This window comes from Marinobacterium rhizophilum DSM 18822, from assembly GCF_000378045.1.
Classification (GTDB): Bacteria; Pseudomonadota; Gammaproteobacteria; order Pseudomonadales; family Balneatricaceae; genus Marinobacterium_A; species Marinobacterium_A rhizophilum.
This window is the reverse complement of record NZ_KB899091.1, coordinates 1-15,038: the sequence shown is the minus strand read 5'-3', so window position 1 is coordinate 15,038 and position 15,038 is coordinate 1. Positions and strand designations below refer to the sequence as shown.

Genomic DNA, 15,038 nt, shown 5'->3' with positions numbered 1-15,038 from the left:
CGCCCCGGCGTTACCGAAGACTCCAGGCATTCAGAGGATGGAGCCATGAACCCGACCCGGAAGTATTCCCTGAAGGTGCGCTGTAAACCTCCCTGTTTTAGTGCCAGCTATTATTAGAGTTCATCCGGTCGTTCTGTTTAGCAAGGCAGGCTCACGGCGAAAGGTTTCCGAGCGAAAAGCAGCAATGTGCAAGCAGGCTTGAGACAAGCCTGCTTGCACATCCACCAATAGCTGCGGCGTGGTTATTTCATCCATTCAACCAGCAGCAGTGTGATGCTCGGGAAGAAGACCAGCAGCAGCAGACGCACCAGGTCGACGCCGATAAAGGGCACCAGACCTTTGAAGATGTCCTTGAAAGCCACCTCAGGCAGCGTCGCTTTCAGCACGAAGACGTTCATGCCGATGGGTGGTGTGATCAATGCGATTTCGGTGACCACTACCACAACGATGCCAAACCAGATCAGGTCGAAGCCGTTGGCGACGACGATTGGCATGAACAGCGGCACGCAGATCAAGATAATTGCCAGTGAGTCCATGACGCAGCCGAGCACAAGAAAGACGGCAAGGATGGCGAAAATCAGCTGGTAGGAGCTGAGTCCTGAGCTTTCGACCATCTCCAGCAGTCCCTCGCCGAGCCCTGAAAATGCGATCAGTTTGGCGAACATCATGGCGCCGAACAGCACGCTGTAGAGCATCACCGACGTGAATGCGGATTCCAGGAAGATGTGCCTGAAGTCCGTCCAGGTCATGCGCCGCTGCACCAGCGAGATCAGCAGGGCAAATCCTGCGCCCATGCCGGCGGCCTCCGTGGCGGTGAACACCTTGGCGTAGATGCCGCCGATAATGAGCACGAAGAGCAGAAAAAAGGGCCAGACGCCTTTGAGCGTGCTGAGTCTCTCGTGCGCGCTCGACTTTGCGCCTCGCGGTGCATCGCCCGGGCGTAAAATGGCCACGGCGTAGATCGCCAGCATATAGAACGTCAGTCCCAGAATGCCGGGAACCACGCCCGCAATGAACAGATGCCCTATGTTGGTCTGGGTGAGGATGCCGTAGATCATCAATATGATCGACGGCGGTATCAGGATACCGAGGGTTCCGCCGGCAGCAATCGATGCCGATGCCAGCGAGTCCGAATAGCCGTACTGCTTCATGCTCGGATAGGCCACCTTCGACATGGTCGCCGCCGTCGCCAGGCTGGAACCGCAGACCGCGCTGAATCCCGCGCAGGTCACCATGGTCGAAAGGGCCAGGCCGCCTCGAACATGACCGAGGTACGCATTGGCCGCACGGAACAGATCAGCGGCAATCCCGGTTCGCGACAGGATATTCCCCATCAGAATGAACAGCGGCACCACCGCAAGCTCATAGGAGAAGACCGCCTCGGAGATGGTCATCGAGATCAGCGTCAGGGACGCATCGAATCCCAGCTCCAGACCGATACCGGTAATCGAAACGACAAGTAACGAAAATGCCAGCGGTACGCGCAGGAACGCAAGTATCAATACCGCCGCGAGGGCTACCATTCCGGTCATCATAGCGCGTCCTCCGGGTGAATATCGCTGCTGCGGTAGGGGGGCAGAACGCTGGCCAGCGCACTGATCAGGCAGCTCAGGCTGATCAGTGCATACATGTAGCTGCGCGGTATCAGCAGTTCCTGGCTGACCTCCTGGATCTGGCTGGCTTCCAATGTCGCCAGTGCGAACTGATAGCCGACCAGCAGCAGCGTCAGCGAGATCAGCACACTGATCAGCCCCCTCCACCAGCGCATCGCATCGGCCATGAGGAAGCGGTCGAACAGGTCCACCGCCAGATGTCCGCGAGCGGATGTCAGCAGCGGCAGGCCGCAGAATATGATCACCGCCATCATGTGCTCGGTAATGTCGTGTGCGCCGTAGATCGGCAGATTGAAAAAGCGGCGTCCGATGACATCCGCAAAGGTCAGCAGCACCATGGACAGCAGCGACAGAATCAGTAATGTCTCTATGCTGCGGCGGATGCGGTGAATAAGTGAATGCATGATTTTCTCGATATTAGCCAGGATCAGCAGCGCTGAAACAAGGGCTGCCGCGCGGGCAGCCCGTCCGGTTTATTCACCGGTCAACTCGAGATAACGCTTGCGATGGAAGTCGACCATCTCCATCGGCTGGTCGACACCAAATTCGGCACCTTGTGCAGCCCATTCCTGCATCATTTTGTCTCGTGCTGAACGGATCTTCTCGAGTAGTTCGGGGGAGGGCGCAGAAAAGTGATGACCGGCTTCTTGCAGGGTAACCGCGGCGTCGTCAATCTCGCGCTGGAATTCGTGCCCCCAGAGCTTAGCGAACACTTCGCCGGACACCTTCATGATCGCCTGACGATCATCTTCCGACAGTTTCTTCCACTTTCGCTCGTTCATCGCCAGAAAGAAGGTGGCATCATAGAAACCGCCTGGAATCAGGGTTTGATGTGGCAGCTGCTCGCTCAGTCGGAAATTGACCACCGACTCCAGTGTGTGCAGTGAACCGTCCAGAACGCCACTCTCGAGCAGTTCATAGGCCTTGGTGGCAGGCGCCGCAATCGGTACAGCACCCAGCTCTTCGATCAGTCGCTTCTGAATCGGACCGCCCATGCGGATTTTCTGGTTTTCCAGATCCTGCGGCGTGACAATATCCTTGCTGCTGTGGTTGATCACGCCCGCGCCCAGCGAGCCGACCCCCAGCACCTGAACGCCGGCAAACGTCGGGTTAGCGCTGAGGTACTTCTCATAGGTATCCCAGAGCGCAACGGACGCTGCCTCGGCATTGTCGCCATTGAACGGCATTTCAGCGAACCAGACCGCCTTGAAGCGATCCGGCTCATAGGTGAAGTTGCCCCAGGTGATGTCGGCGATTCCTTTACGCGCCAGTTCCCAGTGCTGCGGGGGACTTCCGACCGGCTTGGGCAGTGTGCGTACCTTAACACGGCCCTCGGTCGCTTCCTCGACCCGGTCCGCCCACACCTGAAGGATATTCGTCGTGATGAAATGGGTTGGAGGAACCCAGTTCGACATCGTCAGGGTCGTTGCCTGAGCCGTCAGCGCCAGCGCTGAGGTTAAGGTAGCCGCGCACAGGTTGCGGATGATTTTTTTTGTTTTTGCGTTCATTGTGACCACCTTTTGACTTTTGAGAGGACCCGTTGGTTATCGACGGGAAAAGTAGCGCTCAGCCAGTTTTACCCATAGTTGACCGCCGCCGCTGAGACATTCATCGTTGAAATCGTAATGAGGGTTATGGACACTGCAGGGGCCCAGGCGTGCTCCATCGGTATATCCGTTGTCGCCGTTGCCGATCATCAGATAGCAACCCGGCACCTGCTCCAGCATGTAGGCGAAGTCTTCACTGGCGGTCAGCGGCGCGCCATTCGCGTCGACGTTATCGACGCCGAATACTTCGATCGCCACGGCCTCGACCAGCCGTGTTTCCGCTTCGCTATTGATGAGCACCGGATACCCAGCCTCATAGCGGATCTGTACGGTACAGTCGTATGCCTGGGCCTGATGTTCGGCAAGCGCCTTGATGCGTTGGCACAGGATGTCCCGCACCTGTGGCTGGAGTGCCCGCACGCTGAGATCCAGCTCCGCCTGCTCCGGAATGATGTTGTAGCTTTCGCCGGCGGCTATTCGGCCGACACTGATCACACCGCAGTGCAGAGGATCAATATTGCGGCCGATCAGGGACTGCAGACCCTGTACCGTGGCCGCCAGCGGCTGGGTCGGGTCCAGCGCCAGTTGCGGCATCGCACCATGACCGCCCTTGCCGGTGAAGCGGATGTTCACTTTATCCGAAGAGCACATGAACGGCCCGCTGCGGAAGAAGCACTGACCCACCGGCGTACCGGGCATGTTGTGCAGGCCAAACACCGCATCACAGGGGAAGCGGTCGAAGAGTCCCTCTTCCATCATGCGCTGTGCACCACCGCCGCCGCCGACTTCTTCGGCGGGCTGGAAGATCAGGTTAAGCGTGCCGTTGCCCATTCCGGTGCCGGTGGCATGCGACCCGGCCAACGCCTTTGCGGCGCCGAGCAGAATGGCGGTGTGGCCATCGTGGCCGCAGGCATGCATCTTGCCGGGCGTGCGGCTCTGCCAGGGCAGGCTCGTCTGCTCCTGCAGAGGCAGTGCATCCATGTCGGCTCGCAGGCCTAGGCGAGGACCGCTACCGTCACCGAACACCAGCTGTCCCACGACCCCTGTGACCGCGAGGCCCGTATGCACTTCATATCCCCAGCTGCGCAGACAATCGGTGACCAGACGGCTGGTATTAAATTCCTCAAAACCCAGTTCAGGGTTCTGGTGGATGGCCCGACGCCATTCTTTCATGGCTTTCAAGTCAAGATTGGCGAATGACATTGGCGGCTATACCTACGTTTTGAATCAGGATTGGAATAGTTATACGCCTTTATGTGATTCCTAAAAGACACTAATATCGACTAGGTGAACACAATTTGAGATCACCAAGTCATGAAGCATCAGCACATCACGGCATTCGTCCGGGTCGCGGACAGCGGCTCGATCCGGGCTGCCGCGCGTGAGATGAATATCAGCCAGAGCGCACTGACCCGGGCCATGCGAGAACTGGAAGAGGACGTCGGCGCTGAACTGCTGGTGCGCAGTTATCGAGGGGTCGCGTTCACGCCCGCAGGCACTGCGCTGCTGAAAAGGGCGCGCCTGATACTTGAAACGATTGATCGCGCCCGGGATGAAGTACGGCAGATCAGCGGCGGCAGCGGCGCCAATATCACGATCGGGATTACACCGGTGCTGGCAACGACGGTTTTCCCCGCAGTATATCAACAGTTCGTACGTGCGCTGCCTGATGCAACACTGACGCTGACGGAGGGCCTACTGACCGGTATCGTGCCTGATTTGATCGAAGGCCGGCTGGACTTTGGCGTGGCGATTGCCACGCAATACGAGTTGCCGAGCGAACTCTCCTTCACCCCGCTATGCAATGTGCTGTCCTGCATCGCTGGACGCAGCGGGCATCCGCTGGCGGAAGCGACGCAATGGTCCGAACTGCTCGAGGCCAGGTGGGTACTGAATCTGACAATCGGCAGCAGCTCCAACCACCTGCTGCACTGGCTCGATGATCAGGGATGGCCGCATCCGAAAAAAATCGTGCAATGCACGTCGCCGATGCTCATGCTCGAGATGATGCGCCGCACGGACCTTGTCGGCTATGGTCCGGCCCGGTTACTGGAAGACCCTCTGAGCAGCACCGGTATCGTCCCGTTCAGGATAGCGCCGTTACCACCGGCGTCCACGCTGGGCATTATCCGGGTGCGCGGCGTACCGCTGACGCCGGCCGCCCAACTGCTGGAAACCTTCATTAAACGTGTGGCTACGACGCAGAATTAACGAGGGTCAACTCTCTCGCCCGGCAGATACCCTCTGCAGCACCGGCGGATCACGGAGCGGGGGTCATCCGTGTCTGGGTAGCACCACTCGAAGAGTCACCACTCTACCTGTAGCAACGGTACGGGATTAGACGGTGGAATCAGCAAGGGCTTGTGAGCTGTATTCGGTAATACGGTATTCGAGCATCCGTAGTGCCGCATTGCGTGGTTTATGTGGGGTTTTGGCCGTTTTACAGGGTCGTTGTGCGTGACCTGGAATCGCAATCGCTCTTGTTGAATGGAGTAACGCTGGGCTTTGGTGCTGGGGGACCTGCGACGAAACCCAAATGAATTCCTGTTTTCAGTACGGCGCGTCCGCAGTCGCCTTGCTTGCGTTTTTGTCTACACTTTAACGCCTATGCTGCTAGATGATGCGGGCTATCGTGAGCTCCATGATTCATCCGCATCGTGCGTAAGCTTTTTGTATGCTCGGCTGGCACAGCAGTGCTGTTAAATGTTTGAGCGCGCACCCATAAGCAGGGCGATAACCGGAGTTTGTGTGCGAATGTCCTGGACCCCGGTGCGCCAGGCGAGTCGCTGGCATGGGGTAGCGGGCCGATTAGCCAGGCGGCGTCGTTCGGGTGCGGGACTGTGCGCACAATGGGCGCTATATTGCTGGTATAAATCCGGCGGTCAAGCGGATGACGCAGGAGGGTGTCATCATTGGCTGCGCATCGGTATGAGCCTGCAAACGCAGTCTGTTGGTGCATTCGTGCCAACTTTTGTGGGGGAAGGATAGCCCCGTAAGGATAGCGGACTATCCTTCAGATCAGCATCTCAAGGCGTGATGCTTCTGAGCCTGCCTGACGGGTTACGAGCGTCAATGAAGGGGATTGAGTTCTTCATTCTGCGTCTGGGATGAGGTAACAGGGAGAGTTTACATTGCTGCATGCTCAGGCGGATTCCTTTTATCGAGCGCTGACGCTGGCCCCTTATGCAGTGATGGTTATTTCGCCTGAAGGAAAGCTCCTGTGGGTCAATGAGGCTTTTTGCGCACTGTCCGGCTGCGCAGAGCAGGATGCACTGAGCCGTGCGGCTGAGTCCTTTTTTGATGCTTCTGCGACGGAGCTGAATCCGTTCATTCAATTGAAAACCGCGCAATCCCGTGGCGTCTCCTTCGATATCGAAATTCCGTTTTACCCACCAGCAGGTGCTGCGCGCTGGGTGCGGCTGCAAAGCCAACCGCTGCAAGAGCATGATGCGCCGCCGGCAGGCTTTGCCTGGTTTTTTACCGATATAACGGATGAGCGGCGCCATCGTGCACTGTTGCGGTTGCGCGCTTTCATTCTGGACCCGGTCATTCAGGTCAAGCCACTGTCGGACCAGCTGGCGTCTTTGGCAGATGAACTGGTGTCTGTGCTGCCGGGAACGGGCGTCTGTGTTCAGCTGTTGAGCGAGGATGGCCGTCGGTTGCGCCGTGTCGCACAGGCCGGGTTGTCAGGGGGTTACCTTGATGCGATTGATGCTATGGCCCCGCAGGGAATATCAGGACCCGCAGCCCTTGCGGTTCAGCGGGCGGCACCCATGCGGGTGGACAATATTGCCACGGTGTCGAACTGGGGGGCGTGCCCTCAGGTGCTGCTGTCGCTGGGCTTTGTAACCAGCCTGTCGTATCCGGTTGCCCGTGTCGGAAAGGTGCTGGGGTGCATTGATATCTATCTTCGCTCGGTTCCATTAGAGCCTGTTGCTGTTGACGAAGTGGTGGCGGTTGCGGCCAGTGCCGCGGCACAGGCTGTGCAGTTGCGCCACGACAGGGAGCGCCTGCGGGCATTGAACCTCGGCTTGACTCAGGCCAACCTGGCCATGGCAATAATGGGTGCCCAGGGTCAGGTGGCGGATATTAATGAGTGCTTTGAATCTCAGACCGGGTTTGGCCGCAGCGATATAGTGGGCCGGCATGTCTCTGAACTGCATTGTATTGAGGATGCTGAGGGCGGCTGGGGGCAGTGGTGTCGGGAGCTGCTGTCGTGCGGTAGCTTTGAAGGGGAGTCTGTACTGCGGCGCAAGAATGGCAGCAGCTTCGTGGCGGAAATAACGTCTTCGGCGCTACGGGATACGCGGGGCGAAATTACGCAGTATGTGACCGTATTGAAGGATGTCACCGAGCGCAGGGACAGCGAGGCGATGCTCCATCAGATGGCCTTTTTTGACCCGATGACCGGGTTGCCAAATCGCCGCCTGCTGCTCGATCGCCTGGATATGGTACTGGCCTCCGGGCGTCGGCATCGGCGGGTGTCGGCTATGATTTTTGTCGACCTGGATCACTTCAAGCGGGTGAATGATGTCTTTGGCCACAGAGTGGGTGATGCGGCGCTTAAAGTATTGTCGCAGCGTCTGCAGCAGCTCGTTCGAAAGCAGGACACCGTGGCCAGGCTTGGCGGTGACGAGTTTGTGGTGTTGCTGCCCGATGTCGGCACAAGCCTTTCTCCCAATGTGTCGCGTAGCGTGCGCCGCCTGGCGGACAAATTGTCACTGGCGTTACGCGAGCCTTTTGATATTGATGGTTACCAGCATCACTTGCAGGCGTCGATGGGAATCACGCTCCTGCCCAAGGGGCTTGAAACGGCGGAAGACCTGTTACGCCAGGCCGACATAGCGCTCTATCGCAGCAAGGTGAAGGGACTGGGGGAAATCACATTTTTCGAAGCGGGCATGCAGTTGCAGGTGCAGGAGTTTGCGGACCTGGAACGCGATCTGCGACAGGCGCTGCGCCACGGTGAATTGTTCGTCTTTCTGCAGCCCCAGGTTAACCGGGATGGCCAGGTGGTCGCGGCGGAGGCGCTGACAAGGTGGTGCCATCCGGTGCGGGGCTTTATCCCGCCGGCGCATTTTATACCGGTGGCGGAAGAATCCGGGCTTATCGTGGAGCTCGGCGCCTGGATATTCAATGAAGTGTGCAAGCTCAGTGTTCGACTCAGTGGATCGGGTCATGCACTGCCGGTTTCGATCAATATCAGCCTGCGAGAGTTCCGTCAGGCGGGTTTTGTGCAGACTATCAGTGACACTTTGCAGCAAACGGGGGCAAACCCTGCACACCTTGTGCTGGAGATAACCGAGAGCCTGCTGGGTGACGATATGGGCGACGTCGTGGGTGTCATGGCGGAACTGGCGCGGCTGGGGCTGCAGTTTTCCATTGATGATTTTGGCACGGGCTATTCCAACCTGGTCCGACTCAAGCAGATGCCGCTGAGTGAACTTAAAATCGATCGAAGTTTCGTGCGGGATCTGGCGGAAGGAAATAATGATGCCGCCATCGTTGAGGCCATTCTTGGTATTGCCAGGAGCCTCAATCTGCGGGTTGTTGCCGAGGGTGTCGAGACCCAGGTGCAGGCCGATTTTCTGCGTCAACGAGGCTGCGATCGCCTGCAGGGATATTTTTACGCAAAGCCAGAGCCTGCCGAAGTGGTGTTGAGGGAGTGGCTTGATATCGCTGCTGTGAGCGGCGGCGTCATGCGTTTTGAGACCAAGGTTAATTAACCGGGTGCGCTTATGGAGAGTGAAAAGACACTGGATGTTCTCGCCCTGGGTTTTCTTGAGCGGTTACCCGCGCGTATTCGGGCTATTTGTGCACAGTCCGCGCGCTTGGGGCCCGCATCCTGGCAAGCGGGCCCGGTTCAGGAGCTTTGCCGGTTGCTGCATAGTCTCGTGGGAGCTGCGGGTACCTTTGGACAGCCGGCGCTGGGCAAGAAGGCCCGTTGTCTGCTCGACTTTGTCGAGGGCTGGAGTTCCGCAGGACCCACCCAGGCCGAATGGGCGGTTTGGGTTGGCATGTTGGGAGCATTGAAAGACGTGCCCCTGAACAGCCCTCATCAGCGCTATGGGTATGGAGGTACCCTTGCCGACCTTGGCCTGGAACGGACAGCCTCATGTCCGCTGGACGCATTTGACATTGCCAAACCCTGTATTCACGTGCTTGAGGATGATGTGGAGCAGGCAGCCATGCTGCGGGCGTTGCTCGAAACCCATGGATATGACGTCAGCGTATTTGAGGAAACCGCAGCGTTCCGGGATGCCTGGCTGGCAGGGCAGCGGGCTGACCTGGTATTGGCCGACATGGTGTTCGCCGAACGGCTGCAGGCCGGCGCGGAGGCGGTGGTTGAATTGCTGGCGACGGTGGAATGTTCGCCGCCGGTGGTCTTTTTGTCCGCCCGCGACGATATTGCTGCGCGCCTGGCGGCGTTTCGTGCCGGCGCCTCCCGTTATCTCACCAAACCGGTCCAGCCGTCCCGGCTGTTTGAGCTGGTGGACGAGCTTTCCTTGCGCAGGCCAGCGGAGCCTTACCGTGTCATGGTGGTGGACGATGACGAGAAGCAGGCAGCATTGACGGCACGACCTCTGCGCGGGGCAGGCATGAGTGTAGAGATCGTTAATCAGCCACTGGATACGCTGGATACGTTGCGCAGCTTCAGCCCGGATCTGTTGCTGCTGAATATGTCCATGAAGCAGGCCAGCGGACCTGAGATCGCGGCCATTCTGCGAGAAGAAGATCAGTTTGCCTTTCTGCCAATCCTGTTCATGTCTGCAGAAAAGAGTGAAGCAGAACAACTGATGGCGCTGAGCATGGGGGGAGACGACTTTCTGCACAAGCCAATCCGTGCGGTGGCGTTGCTGGCTGCGGTGCGCGCGAGGGCATGGCGAGCCCGGCGGATGCGTTTGCTCGGTGCGCACTACCAGGCGCTGGCGTATGAACATGAACGGCTGCTGGATGGTATGGCCCGTGGTGTCGCGCTGGCGTGTGCTGATGGCAAGGGCAAACTAACGTCGGTGAACGCCAGGCTGCGTGCGCTGCTCGGCTACGATGACGCGAACGACCAGCATTTCACGGGCATGTCGGAGCTCTCCCAGCGGCTGCACGATCCGATAACGATGTGTCTCGCGGTGGACGAAACCTGGCACGGCGAGGTGCTGCTGCCCCATCGCGATGGGCGGAACATTGCAGTAGCAAGCACGATTACGCCGTTTTCGGATGCGAGCGGGAAACCCTGTCAGGCACTTGTGATCGTTCAGCCGAAGTGAGTGGCGTCTGTCCAGCGGGATTTGAGGTGCAATGGAATGAGTGGGCCATACAGGGATGATACAGAGGCTGGAGCGCGCTGGAGTTCTGTCTGGTTTGTGCTGCTGTCTTTAGGAGTGCTTGGCGGCTATTCGGGCGTACTGTTGGCGGGCTCCAGTGGCGGCAGTGCGCTGGCACATACGCTGATTGAGCTGGCGGCGACAGTCCTGGCGCTGGTGACTGGCGGCATTGCACTGGTGCGTTTCTACAGCCGTCCCGAGATCGGTTTTCTGGTGCTGGGCGCAGGTCTTGTGGGCGCCGGCCTGCTTGATGCTTCCCATTGTTTGTTAAGCGCGTCCGGCGTCGAATCCGGTGCCCCGTCATCACTGGAGCAACTGGCGCGCTGGAGCGAGTCGGCCTCACGGTTTTATTTATCTGTTCTGTTGTTGGTGTGGTGGCGATTGCGCGCCGCATCCCGGGGGCTGCAGCTCGATCCCAAACGGCTGGCAGCGCCGGTTTATATCATGACAGCAGTGGTGACTTTCGGCTTCTTCGTGATTTTTTCGCTGCTGCCGGTGCCGGGGAGCCTGTGGGAATTCGCACCGGTATACCGGCCGGAAGAATTCATTCCCGGGGCCTTTTTTCTGCTGGCGTTATGGGGACTCTGGCGTGACCGGTGTTGGCCGCACGACCGTTTCGAGTACTGGCTGGTGATTACGATACTGCTGAGCAGTTTTTCACAGCTGTTGATTATGCCGTTTTCCGAAACGCTGTTTGATGCCACTTTTGTCAGTGCTCATGTTGTCAAGATACTCAGTTACCTCGCCTTGCTGGCGGGCGTGCTCTGCAGCCTATACCAGGCATTTCGCCAGCAAGAAGCGGACGTATCGAGGTGGCGCCAGGTTGAAACTCAGCTGGGCGTAACCGAGTCCCGTTTGCAGGCGCTGTTTGACCTGACCCCGGTGGGAATTGTCCTGACGGATGTGGCCCGTCGGCGCTTTCTGGGCGTTAACGATGCCCTGCTGATGGCAGCCGGCTACAGTCGCGAGGCTTTTCTCAAGCTGGATTACGCGGCGGTGGCTGTTGGGGCAGACGAGCAGGTTGAGCGGGAGATATCTTTCGGTCTTGATGAAACGGGGCGTTTCGGCCCCGTTGAATCCGTATTCGCCCGCAAGGATGGCAGCCGTTTTGCGGTTCTTCTCAGTGGCGTAAAACTGATGGACCGCAGTGGGCATGAAGTGGTCTGGTCGATTGTGCAGGACATCAGCGCGAGTGCATCCGCCGAGCAGGCGCTGGTCAAGGAACGGGAGTTTCTCAAGACCGTGCTGGACAATCTGAGCGACGGTGTCGTCGCCTGTGACGAAAGTGGTGCCCTGACGGTGTTTAACAATGCTGCGTTCGAGTTGCACGGTCTGGCACCTGGCTCGCCGGATCCGCTGCATTGGGTAGAGCGCTACCGTCTGTATGCCGCAGACGGACATAGCCCTCTGACTCAGGATGATATTCCGCTGCAGCGGGCGAAGCAGGGTGAGATCGTGCGTGATACCGAGGTTGTCATAGCCCCCGTCGGTCGGCCGCGGCGTATCGTGGTGTGCAGCGGTCAGCCCATCCTGGGTCCGCAGGGTCAGCCGCTCGGGGCCGCGATTGTCATGCATGATATCAGCGAGCACAAACGGGCACGGCGGCGACTGCAACAGCTGCATGCGCGCCTGGAGCTGGCCACCCAGGCGGCCAGAATCGGCATCTGGGATTATGCCTTTGAGACCAGAAGCCTGGTCTGGGATGCCACTATGCATGACCTTTACGGCTATGCCGACGGCGAATTCGATGGGCGTTACCAAAGCTGGCTCAAGCGGGTACACCCGGATGATCAGCAGCGGGTTCAGCAGATACTGGACGGGCTGCTGCACAAGAATGAGCCGGTTAATTGTGAATTGCGCATTGTGCTGCCAAACGGTGAGGTTCGCTGGCTGAAGGCCTTTGCGATCCTGAGTCGGGACCCGTCCGGTCATCCACTGCGCATGACCGGCACTAACTGGGACATTTCGGCCACCAAGCACAGTGAGCAGATGAAAAACGAGTTTATCTCGACGGTAAGTCACGAGCTGCGCACACCGCTGACGTCGATTTCGGGCTCGTTGGGCTTGCTGGCCGGCGGCGTGCTGGGAGAGATGCCGCCCAAGGCAACGTCGTTGCTGGACATTGCCCAGAAGAATAGCCAGCGGCTTATACACCTGATCAACGACCTGCTGGATATTGAAAAAATCACCGCCGGCAAGATGACATTTAATTACCAGGCGCTCGATGTGTCGTTCCAGTTGCAGCGGGCGTGTGAAATTAATCAGGGGTACGCCCAAACCCATGCGGTGGAGCTGAAAATGTCCGATGCCTACCGGGGGCTTCCGCTCATCAGGGCGGACGAGAAGCGGCTTCAGCAGATTCTGGCCAATCTCATTTCCAACGCCATCAAGTTCTCACCGCATGGCGGCACGGTCGAGCTGTCGGTGCGGGACCATAAGGGGCGCGCGCGCATCGAGGTACGGGATCAGGGGCGCGGTATTCCTGCGTCCTTCCATGCGCGTATCTTTCAAAAGTTCGCCCAGGCGGACGGATCTGATACCAAGTCGGCTGATGGGACGGGGCTTGGACTTTCTATCTGCAAGGAGCTGACTGAGTGTATGGGCGGCTCGGTAGGTTTCGATTCGGTCGAGGGGCAGGGCAGTTGTTTTTTTGTTGAATTCGACGATCTCAAGGCGCAGCGCAGTGAGCCGGATCGAGATGCGCCGCTGCCTGCCGGTGCGCCGCGTGTACTGGTGGTAGAGGATGAGCCTGATATTGCGCGCCTGATCAGCATGATGTTGAAACGGGGAGGCGTGGCCAGTGATGTTGTTTTCAATGGCCAGCAGGCACTGGCGCAGCTGCGCGCAATGACCTACGACGCCATGACGCTGGATCTTATCCTGCCGGATATTGCCGGTAGCAAGATAATTCGCAACGTACGTGAATGGGAACAGGAAGAAGGACGCTTGCCGCTGCCCATTCTGGTGGTCTCGGTGATTGCAGACGAGGGGCGGCTGGAGATTGGCGGCAATTTCCCGGTGGTCGACTGGATGTCCAAGCCGATAGATGAGCCGCGGTTGCTGGCGAGCCTCAGGCATCTGTTACCCAGGGGGCTGCCCGTATCCGTGCCGCGAATCCTGCATGTCGAGGACGACAAGGATCTGTGTGAAGTGGTCAATGTCATGGTCAGTGAGCTTGCCAGGCTCGATCGGGTAGGCTCCTTGGCCAGCGCAAGACGCAAGCTGGCGCAGGACGCCTATGACCTGGTGATTCTGGATTTGGGGCTGCCCGATGGATCGGGCTGGTCTTTGCTGCCGGAATTGAAGGGTTTGTCCTGGCGCCCGCAGATCCTGATATTGTCCGCGACCGAAGTCAGTTTTGCCGAAGCACAGCAGGTCGATGCGGTTCTGCTCAAGTCACGTGTATCGCAACAGGACCTGCTGGAACAGTTGCGTACTCTGCTGGAGCAGTCTCGCCGCCAGCGTGTGGCATTTGCAGTAACCCAGAGCGGGGCTTAGTCCCATCTCGGTCGCTAACAGGCATTCATGGAATGCGCAGAACAGTCTGTCCTGTACACATCAGCTAAAAGACAGGAACGTCGTTTTGGCTGTCAGATCAATCGCCAATGGGAATAACGCAATGACTGAGTTGCAACGTGTACTGTATGTCGAGGACGACGAGGATATCAGGGTCGTCGCCGAGGTGGCGCTGGAGATGGTGGGTGGACTCGAGGTGAAGGTGTGCGCCAGCGGTGCACAGGCGCTGGACGAGGCGCAGGCGTTTGCACCTCACCTTATTCTGCTTGATGTCATGATGCCGGGGCTGGATGGACCGATGACTCTGGCGGGTTTGCGCCAGATACCCGCACTGGTCGACACGCCGGTGCTCTTTATGACGGCCAAGGTGCAGCCCGCCGAAGTCGCGCACTATAAGTCCCTTGGTGCGGTAGACGTTTTGAGCAAGCCATTCGATCCCATGTGCCTGGCCGATCAGTTGAAGTTGATCTGGCGTGGGCTGGAGACCAGTTAAAGCGCGCTGGAAACGTGAAAGCTACGGCGACAGCGTTATCTCGAGCGTCAGCCTGCGACGGTGGAAAATTTTGCTGAGTGTGCTCAGGCCTGGGGACACAGGGCCTGCACCGCATTGTCGGGTCTGCCGGTGTTTTCGGATTGTCGGATCCAGGTCATGAGACACGCCGGTTGGTGCGGGTTATCGGTGCGAGTGCGGCGCTGCATTGGGCTGAGCGCCATGCAGATTTGCCAAACGGCGTCCCGATCGCGCTACGCAAATAAAAATTCAAATCAGGGGTTTACAGTCCGTAATCCTGCGCATAGAATACGCGCCTCTTCTGGTGAAGAGGCCGCAGCGTCCCATTCGTCTAGTGGTCCAGGACACCGCCCTTTCACGGCGGTAACAGGGGTTCGAACCCCCTATGGGACGCCACTTTCTACAAGGCCTGGCCTTTGAAAATGCGGTAAGCGCGCAAGCGTTCAGCGGGAATAGCTCAGTTGGTAGAGCACGACCTTGCCAAGGTCGGGGTCGCGAGTTCGAGTCTCGTTTCCCGCTCCAATCCTCG

General features: G+C 58.5%; 9 protein-coding genes and 2 tRNA genes. 7 read left to right on the top strand and 4 right to left on the bottom strand.

The genetic code is table 11. From position 1 onward, the window contains the following. Positions 1-242: 242 nt before the first annotated feature. The 4 genes from F451_RS0103650 to F451_RS0103635 form a co-directional block, all read right to left on the bottom strand. Positions 243-1,535: a TRAP transporter large permease gene (locus F451_RS0103650; protein WP_020679995.1), complete on the bottom strand. Its 1,293-nt coding sequence runs from the start codon at positions 1,533-1,535 to the stop codon at positions 243-245. After that, a complete protein-coding gene (locus F451_RS0103645) occupies positions 1,532-2,017 on the bottom strand; it encodes a TRAP transporter small permease (RefSeq protein WP_020679994.1) in 486 nt (161 codons plus the stop codon). Before F451_RS0103645 ends, F451_RS0103650 begins: the two co-directional genes overlap by 4 nt. A 69-nt stretch (positions 2,018-2,086) precedes the next feature. Further along, a complete protein-coding gene (locus F451_RS0103640; RefSeq protein ID WP_020679993.1) occupies positions 2,087-3,121 on the bottom strand; it encodes a TRAP transporter substrate-binding protein in 1,035 nt (344 codons plus the stop codon). A 36-nt stretch (positions 3,122-3,157) separates the two neighbouring features. Further along, positions 3,158-4,363, bottom strand: a complete 1,206-nt coding sequence (locus F451_RS0103635; RefSeq protein ID WP_020679992.1) for a M20 aminoacylase family protein — start codon at positions 4,361-4,363, stop codon at positions 3,158-3,160. A 111-nt stretch (positions 4,364-4,474) separates the two neighbouring features. Between F451_RS0103635 and F451_RS0103630 the strand changes: the two genes are divergently transcribed. The 7 genes from F451_RS0103630 (at position 4,475) to F451_RS0103600 (ending at position 15,031) form a co-directional block, all read left to right on the top strand. Then, complete coding sequence (locus F451_RS0103630; RefSeq protein ID WP_020679991.1) at positions 4,475-5,371, top strand: LysR substrate-binding domain-containing protein; 897 nt, start codon at positions 4,475-4,477, stop codon at positions 5,369-5,371. Positions 5,372-6,291: 920 nt separating this feature from the next. Beyond that, entirely contained in the window at positions 6,292-8,886 is a 2,595-nt protein-coding gene (locus F451_RS26545) for a sensor domain-containing protein (RefSeq protein ID WP_020679990.1), read from the top strand. 153 nt (positions 8,887-9,039) lie between these two features. After that, entirely contained in the window at positions 9,040-10,425 is a 1,386-nt protein-coding gene (locus F451_RS0103620; protein ID WP_026291477.1) for a response regulator, read from the top strand. A gap of 36 nt (positions 10,426-10,461) precedes the next feature. Next, entirely contained in the window at positions 10,462-13,980 is a 3,519-nt protein-coding gene (locus F451_RS26540; protein ID WP_083928329.1) for an ATP-binding protein, read from the top strand. Between the two features lie 121 nt (positions 13,981-14,101). Next, on the top strand, positions 14,102-14,491 hold the full coding sequence (locus F451_RS0103610) for a response regulator (protein WP_020679988.1): 390 nt from the start codon (positions 14,102-14,104) through the stop codon (positions 14,489-14,491). 338 nt (positions 14,492-14,829) lie between these two features. Then, positions 14,830-14,905: transfer RNA gene (locus tag F451_RS0103605), tRNA-Glu, on the top strand. 50 nt (positions 14,906-14,955) lie between these two features. Further along, positions 14,956-15,031, top strand: a tRNA-Gly gene (locus F451_RS0103600). Positions 15,032-15,038 lie beyond the last annotated feature (7 nt).

Bases quoted from the DNA above. Each gene is read 5' to 3' on its own strand.
- F451_RS0103650 (WP_020679995.1), bottom strand. From the start codon at position 1,535: ATGATGACCGGAATGGTAGCCCTCGCGGCGGTATTGATACTTGCGTTC.
- F451_RS0103640 (WP_020679993.1), bottom strand. From the start codon at position 3,121: ATGAACGCAAAAACAAAAAAAATCATCCGCAACCTGTGCGCGGCTACC.
- F451_RS0103645 (WP_020679994.1), bottom strand. From the start codon at position 2,017: ATGCATTCACTTATTCACCGCATCCGCCGCAGCATAGAGACATTACTG.
- F451_RS0103635 (WP_020679992.1), bottom strand. From the start codon at position 4,363: ATGTCATTCGCCAATCTTGACTTGAAAGCCATGAAAGAATGGCGTCGG.
- F451_RS0103630 (WP_020679991.1), top strand. From the start codon at position 4,475: ATGAAGCATCAGCACATCACGGCATTCGTCCGGGTCGCGGACAGCGGC.
- F451_RS0103610 (WP_020679988.1), top strand. From the start codon at position 14,102: ATGACTGAGTTGCAACGTGTACTGTATGTCGAGGACGACGAGGATATC.
- F451_RS26540 (WP_083928329.1), top strand. From the start codon at position 10,462: ATGAGTGGGCCATACAGGGATGATACAGAGGCTGGAGCGCGCTGGAGT.